Source organism: Arthrobacter sp. E70 (assembly GCF_058266945.1).
The window spans coordinates 282,524-288,523 of the sequence record NZ_JBYQFR010000007.1; the positions used below are offsets into that span (position 1 = coordinate 282,524).

Genomic DNA, 6,000 nt, shown 5'->3' on the forward strand with positions numbered 1-6,000 from the left:
GTTCCCGCGGCCGTCCCCCCGGCTAGATGCCGTCGCGGGTTTCGTGCCGGGTGATGCGCTCGCCCGTGTTGGGGTCGATGGCGGAACGGGATTCGCTCACCCGGCGCCGACTGGGGGAGGCGAGGATGAGCGAGGCGATAAGCCCGATCACGCCGACGGCCATCAGGATGTACCCCACCAACTGCTGGTCAATGAACGGGATCAGGCCCGGGGACACGGCCCAGGCGAGGATGGCCCCGAGGGCGATGAGGAAGATTGACGAGCCGATTCTCATGACTTGCTCCTTACGGCCGCATGCTGCGCGGCGCTTGGTGTGTGCTGGCTATTGGTGTTGCGTGCACTGCCACTGCTAAGCCTGCTGTCTATCAAGCGTCACGCTACCTCCCGGTACCGGCGGATTCAATGACCGTGGCTGGACCGTTATCCTCGCTAGGCTGATCCGGTGGAAACAGTTGTGTGGTCCAGGCCCGAAGGCGAGCGTGCCGGCACCCCCTTGCTGGTGATGATGCATGGCTATGGCACTGATGAGTCACGGATGGTCCGGCTCTTTGAATACCTGCCGCAGGAGTTCACCTTCGCTGCCCTGCGGGCTCCCATGCCCATCGGGGACCGCTGGGGCTGGTTCCTGCTGGACTACTTCCTCGCCAACGACTTTGCGGATGTCATCTCCGCGGCGAACGCCGTGAAAGGGTGGATCAACTCGGTCAAGGACCAGCACAGCAGCGTCACCCTGATGGGGTACTCGCAGGGCATGGCCATGGCCAGCACCCTCCTGCGGCTGCACCCGGAGGAGTACCGGGCGGTGGTGGGACTGTCGGGTTTCGTGCTCAACAACGAGCTGCTCACCATGACCGACTCCTTCGACGAGAAACCGCCCTTCTTTTGGGGGCGGGATAAAGCGGACCTGGTGATCAATGAGGACGCTATCGCCTACACCGCGGAATGGCTGGAGAAGAACACGCGGCTGACGGCGCGCACCTACCCCGGAATGGGGCATGCCATGTCGAAAACGGAGATGGTGGACGTCAGCGCATTCCTGCGGCATTACGTACTCCATTGACCCGGGGGCCCCGTGCTGGGGCGCGGGTGGAAAAAACAGTTGCACGCCAAATTTGTAAGCGCTTACACTTTCCTACGGTCGTGATCGGTCCTGCAGCGGGCGGATGAAGGAGGCAATGCCGTGTGCATGTTGTCTACCGGCTCCTCCGCCGGCTGCCCTGGCGGGGCCGGCCATCCGTTCATTGAAAGGACAACGCACTGCCGATGACACAGCAATCCTCAACCCATGCCGCCGTCTGGACCGGGGCGGCGGGGATCCTGTTCGACCTGGACGGAGTGCTGACCCCCACGGCCGCCGTGCATGAGCGCGCCTGGCAGGAACTGTTCGAAGGCTACCTGGCCTCCCACCCCCAGGTCCCTGGCTACAGCGAAAGCGACTACTTCGACCACATCGACGGCAAGCCCCGCTTTGACGGAGTGCGGGACTTCCTGTCATCCCGCGGGCTCACGCTTCCGGAGGGCCCGCTGGACGACGACCCCGCGAACGAAACCGTCCAGGGCCTGGGCAACCGGAAGAACCGGATCTTCAACGACATCGTCAGTGACGGCGTCGAACCGTTCGAAGGTTCCGTGCGTTTCCTCGAAGCCGCCCTGGAACGCGGACTCAAGGTCGCCGTCGTCTCTTCCTCCCGGAACGCCCCCGCAGTCCTGGCCGCGGCCGGCCTCAGCCGCCACTTCCCCGTGGTGGTGGACGGCGTGGTGGCCGCCGAGCAGGGCCTTCCCGGCAAGCCCAGCCCCGCCACGTATGACTACGCCGCGCAACTGCTGGACCTGCCCAGCGAGGACTGCGTGGTGGTCGAGGACGCCGTATCCGGCGTACAGGCCGGGCAGGCGGGATCGTTCCACTCCGTCATCGGCGTTGACCGTGGCGCCGGCCGGCAGGCTCTCCTTGACGCCGGCGCGACCGTGGTGGTCGGCGACCTCCAGGAGCTGATCCCCTAAACCGCTGCCTTCCCCCGGGCAGCAGCCACAACGGGACGGCCTGTCCAGTACCCCCGCTGGCCACCGTCTCCGCCCACCCCACCCGTTTCCCACACGCATCCCCGGCCGGCCCCCACCGGCAAACAGCAAGGCCAAAGGACCCCAACACCATGGCGATTCTCAACGCGGACCGCGAACGGTTCCCCGATACCCCCTGGCAGCTCCTCGAAACCCGCCACGAAGCCGGTGACGCGGGAACTTTAGAGACCCTCTTTGCCCTGGGCAACGGGCATCTGGGTATCCGCGGCGCCCACTGGGCCGCGGCGGACTCAGAACTGCCGGGCAGCTTCATCAACGGGCTCCACGAAATCTGGGACATCAAGCATGCCGAAAACGCGTTCGGGTTCGCCCGCACCGGCCAGCGCATCCTCTATATCCCGGACGCCAACAACTTCACGGTCGTGGTGGACGGGGAGAGCCTCACCCTGGCCGAATCGGAGGTACTCGGCTACCGGCGCTCGGTTGACTTCGCCACCGGCATCTACGAGTGCCGGATCACCTGGCAGTGCCGGTCCGGCGCCGTCGTGACCACCACGGAGCGGCGGGCGGTGGGTTTTGCGTCCCGGGGGAGCCTGGGCATCTCCCTCGAGGTGGCCACGGACCGGCAGGTGTCGCTGGATGTCACGTCCTCGGTGATCAACCGCCAGGACCAGCCGGTGGAAGACCACTCGGTGCACGATCCGCGGCGGGCAGGCCGGCACGCCGGGCGCGTGCTCCTGCCGTTGCGGCTGGATGGCGGCGACGGTTCCCTGCGCATGTCCTGGGAAGCCGCGGAATCCAAGCAACGCGTCGGGATCGCGGTGGAGCACTGGACCTCCGCAGGGCACCAGCCGTTCGAGACACTGGTGGACCAGGACGACAGCAGCGTGCGCTACGTCCTGGCCGTGGACGCCGACGCGCCGTTCCGGCTGGAAAAGAGCGTCAGCTACGCAGCGGGCCGCTCAGTCCAGGACCCCGACACCGACGCGGCTGAGCTGGCCGAAGCAGGCCTCCGCCCCGTGCAGGATATCTTCGCCGAGAGCGAGGCGCACTACCGCGGCTACTGGGCCACCTCCGACATCGTGGTGGACGGCGGCAGCCCCGGGCTGCAGCAGGCCATCCGCTGGAACTTGTTCCAGCTGGCCCAGGCCACCGCACGCGCCGACATTGCCGGCATCCCGGCCAAGGGCGTCACCGGCTCGGGCTACGAGGGCCACTACTTCTGGGACCAGGAGGTGTACCTGCTGCCCTACCTCACCTACACGAACCCCGACGGCGCCCGGCAGGTCCTGGAGTTCCGGCACGGCATGCTGCCCGAGGCCAAGATCCGCGCCAAGGAGCTGAGCGTGGACGGCGCCCTTTTCCCGTGGCGCACCATCAACGGCCTCGAAGCCAGCGCCTACTACGCGGCGGGGACCGCGCAGTTCCACATCGCCGCCGCCATCGCCTTCGCCACCAACAGGTACCTGTGGGCAACGGAGGACGGGGCCTTCCGTGACGGGATGGGCGCCGAGCTGCTGATCGAGACCGCCAGGATGTGGATCTCCCTGGGCTTCTTCGGCAAGGACGGGCTGTTCCATATCCACGGGGTCACCGGCCCGGACGAGTACACCGCCGTGGTGAACGACAACCTGTACACGAACGTCATGGCACGCTTCAATTTGCGGGCCGCTGCCGCGCTGGACCACACCGAAATCACGCTGGAGGAGCGCCAGCTGTGGGAGGCCGCGGCAAACCGCATGCAGCTGCCGTTCGATGACCGGATGCAGGTGCACTCGCAGGACAACGACTTCATGACCCTCGAGGCCTGGGACTGGACCACACCCCGGTCGAAGTATCCGCTGCTGCTGCATTTCCACCCCTTGGTGATCTACCGCCACCAGGTCCTCAAGCAGGCGGACACCGTCCTGGCCATGTTCCTGCAGTGGCAGGACTTCACAGCCGAGGAAAAGCACCGCGCCTTCGACTTCTACGACCCCATCACCACCGGCGACTCAACGCTGTCCGCCTGCGTGCAGGGGATCATGGCGGCCGAGGTCGGCTACTCGAAGGAAGCGCTGGACCATTTCACCAATGCCGCGTTCATCGACCTTGACGATACGCACGGCAACACCATCGACGGCGTGCACATCGCCTCCACCGGCGGCGTCTGGAGCTCGCTGGTGTGCGGGTTCGCCGGCATGCGCGACCAGGGCCCGGTCCCGTTCTTCGATCCGCGCCTGCCCGCCGAGTGGGAGGGGCTGACGTTCCACCTGAAGATCCGCGGCCGGCTTCTGCTGCTCCAGCTCGCCCCGGATGCCATCACGCTTACGGTGCAGGCCGGCGAGCCGCTCGAGGTTGACGTCCGCGGCCGGCGCCTCCTGGTGGGCGGCGAACCGGTGCAGATGCCGCTGGAACCGGTCACCGAGCCGGAACGCACGGTGTTCCCGAGCGGGCTGCCGACGGCGAGCATCCCCGTGGTGCGCGGTAACAGCTGAACAACGCGCCGGGGTGGGAGGACGCGTCCGACGGCGGCCCGGCAGCTTTCCCTGCCGGGCCGCCTCAGCTTCCTACCGACTCAGTCTCCTGCCGCCGTCGTGCGTTCCACTTCGGGTGCCGCGTCCAGCGGATGCGCCACTTCGTCGCGGGGCATCCGCGCAGCTGCCAGGGCCACCACGGCCATGACGGGGCAGACACCGCCGGCCACCAGGAAAATCAGCCAGATGGGCAGGATCTCCGCGGCCGGCCCGGCCAGGGCCATGGACACCGGCATCAGGGCCAGCGACACGAAGAAGTCCAGGCTGGAAATCCGGCCCAGCAGGTGCGGCGGAACCCTCCGCTGCAGCAGCGTTCCCCAGATGACCATGCCCACACTCCCAGTGGCGCCGAACACGAACAGCGCCGCGCCGATGGCCCAGAAGCTGTCCATCACGCCGACGGCGGCAAGTGGCAGGCTGCCCGCGCCCCAGGACACCATCATCACCGTGAGGTAGCGGCGCGGCAGCCGGAGGGACGCCGTGAGCAGCGAGCCCAGGGCCGCGCCGACGCCCATGACGGCGAGCAGGAACCCAAACATGCTCGAATCACCGCCGAGCTGGTCGCGCACCACGAACGGCAGCAGGACCTCGATGGGGCCGATCAGGAACAGCACGGAGATGCACGCCCAGAGCAGGGTCCACAACAGCCACGGCGTGCCCAGCGTGTAGGCCACGCCTTCGCGCAGATCCCGGAAGAAGGACGCACGACGGCGTTCCCGGCCTTCCGCTGCTTCTTCGCCGTCTTCGGTCGGTGCGGGAGTACCAGGCTCCCCGCTGCGCAGGAAGTTCAGGACAGTGAAGGCCGCGAGGTGGCATGCGGCCACGGCCGTCACCGCATGGGAAGGCGAGAGGGCAGCCACCAGGACGCCTGCCACCGCAGGCCCTGCCGCCTGCTGCAGGACCGGCCGCATGGACCCCTCCATGCCGTTGGCCGCCAGCAGGTCCTCCGCGGGAAGGATGCGCGGCAGGATGGCCGAGTAGGCGGGGAAGAAGAAAGCGGCCCCCACACCCAGCACGAACGCAGCCACCGCCACATGCCACAGCTGGAGCCAGCCCGCCACGGCGAGCCCGCTGACGGCGGCGATCACCGCGAGGTTGGCGCCCTCCACGGCGATGATGAGGCGCCGCTGCGGGACCCTGTCCGCCGCGATGCCGCCAGCCAGGACGAACGCCACCAGGCCGGCACTGCCGGCCGCGGCCACCAGGGACAGGTCCAGCGGGCCGCCGCCGAGCCGGATCACCTGGTACACCATGGCAACGGCCCACATACCGGACCCGAAGATGGAGATGGCCAATGCCGCGATCAGTACCCGGTACTCGCGGTGGGCAAAGGGCCGCAAGGCTTTGGGTGTGGGCATAGGCCCAGTCTATGGGGCAGTTTATGCCGCCGTGCGGCGGCCGGTCCTGCCTGGTGGCCCCCAACGCCACCAGGCGGGACCGGCTTGGCGGTTTACCCGGCGAGGAG

Annotated in this window: 5 protein-coding genes; 3 read left to right on the forward strand and 2 right to left on the reverse strand. The window is 67.7% G+C overall.

The annotated features are described in order from the left end of the window. Positions 1-22: 22 nt before the first annotated feature. Complete coding sequence (locus AC3IMC_RS11510) at positions 23-274, reverse strand: DUF6458 family protein (protein ID WP_490918682.1); 252 nt, start codon at positions 272-274, stop codon at positions 23-25. Positions 275-442: 168 nt separating this feature from the next. On the opposite strand from AC3IMC_RS11510, the gene AC3IMC_RS11515 reads away from it, so the two are divergent. The 3 genes from AC3IMC_RS11515 (at position 443) to AC3IMC_RS11525 (ending at position 4,496) form a co-directional block, all read left to right on the forward strand. Further along, positions 443-1,060: an alpha/beta hydrolase gene (locus tag AC3IMC_RS11515; protein ID WP_490918683.1), complete on the forward strand. Its 618-nt coding sequence runs from the start codon at positions 443-445 to the stop codon at positions 1,058-1,060. Between the two features lie 203 nt (positions 1,061-1,263). Beyond that, entirely contained in the window at positions 1,264-2,001 is a 738-nt protein-coding gene (locus AC3IMC_RS11520; protein WP_490918684.1) for an HAD family hydrolase, read from the forward strand. 149 nt (positions 2,002-2,150) lie between these two features. Further along, positions 2,151-4,496, forward strand: a complete 2,346-nt coding sequence (locus tag AC3IMC_RS11525) for a glycoside hydrolase family 65 protein (RefSeq protein WP_490918685.1) — start codon at positions 2,151-2,153, stop codon at positions 4,494-4,496. Positions 4,497-4,576: 80 nt separating this feature from the next. On the opposite strand, the gene AC3IMC_RS11530 is transcribed toward AC3IMC_RS11525, so the two are convergent. After that, positions 4,577-5,893, reverse strand: coding sequence for an MFS transporter (locus AC3IMC_RS11530; RefSeq protein ID WP_490918686.1), 1,317 nt, complete (start codon positions 5,891-5,893; stop codon positions 4,577-4,579). Between the last annotated feature and the right edge of the window lie 107 nt (positions 5,894-6,000).

Excerpts from the sequence above, each read along its gene's own strand:
- AC3IMC_RS11510 (WP_490918682.1), bottom strand. The coding sequence starts at position 274 with ATGAGAATCGGCTCGTCAATCTTCCTCATCGCCCTCGGGGCCATCCTC.
- AC3IMC_RS11520 (WP_490918684.1), top strand. The coding sequence starts at position 1,264 with ATGACACAGCAATCCTCAACCCATGCCGCCGTCTGGACCGGGGCGGCG.
- AC3IMC_RS11525 (WP_490918685.1), top strand. The coding sequence starts at position 2,151 with ATGGCGATTCTCAACGCGGACCGCGAACGGTTCCCCGATACCCCCTGG.
- AC3IMC_RS11530 (WP_490918686.1), bottom strand. The coding sequence starts at position 5,893 with ATGCCCACACCCAAAGCCTTGCGGCCCTTTGCCCACCGCGAGTACCGG.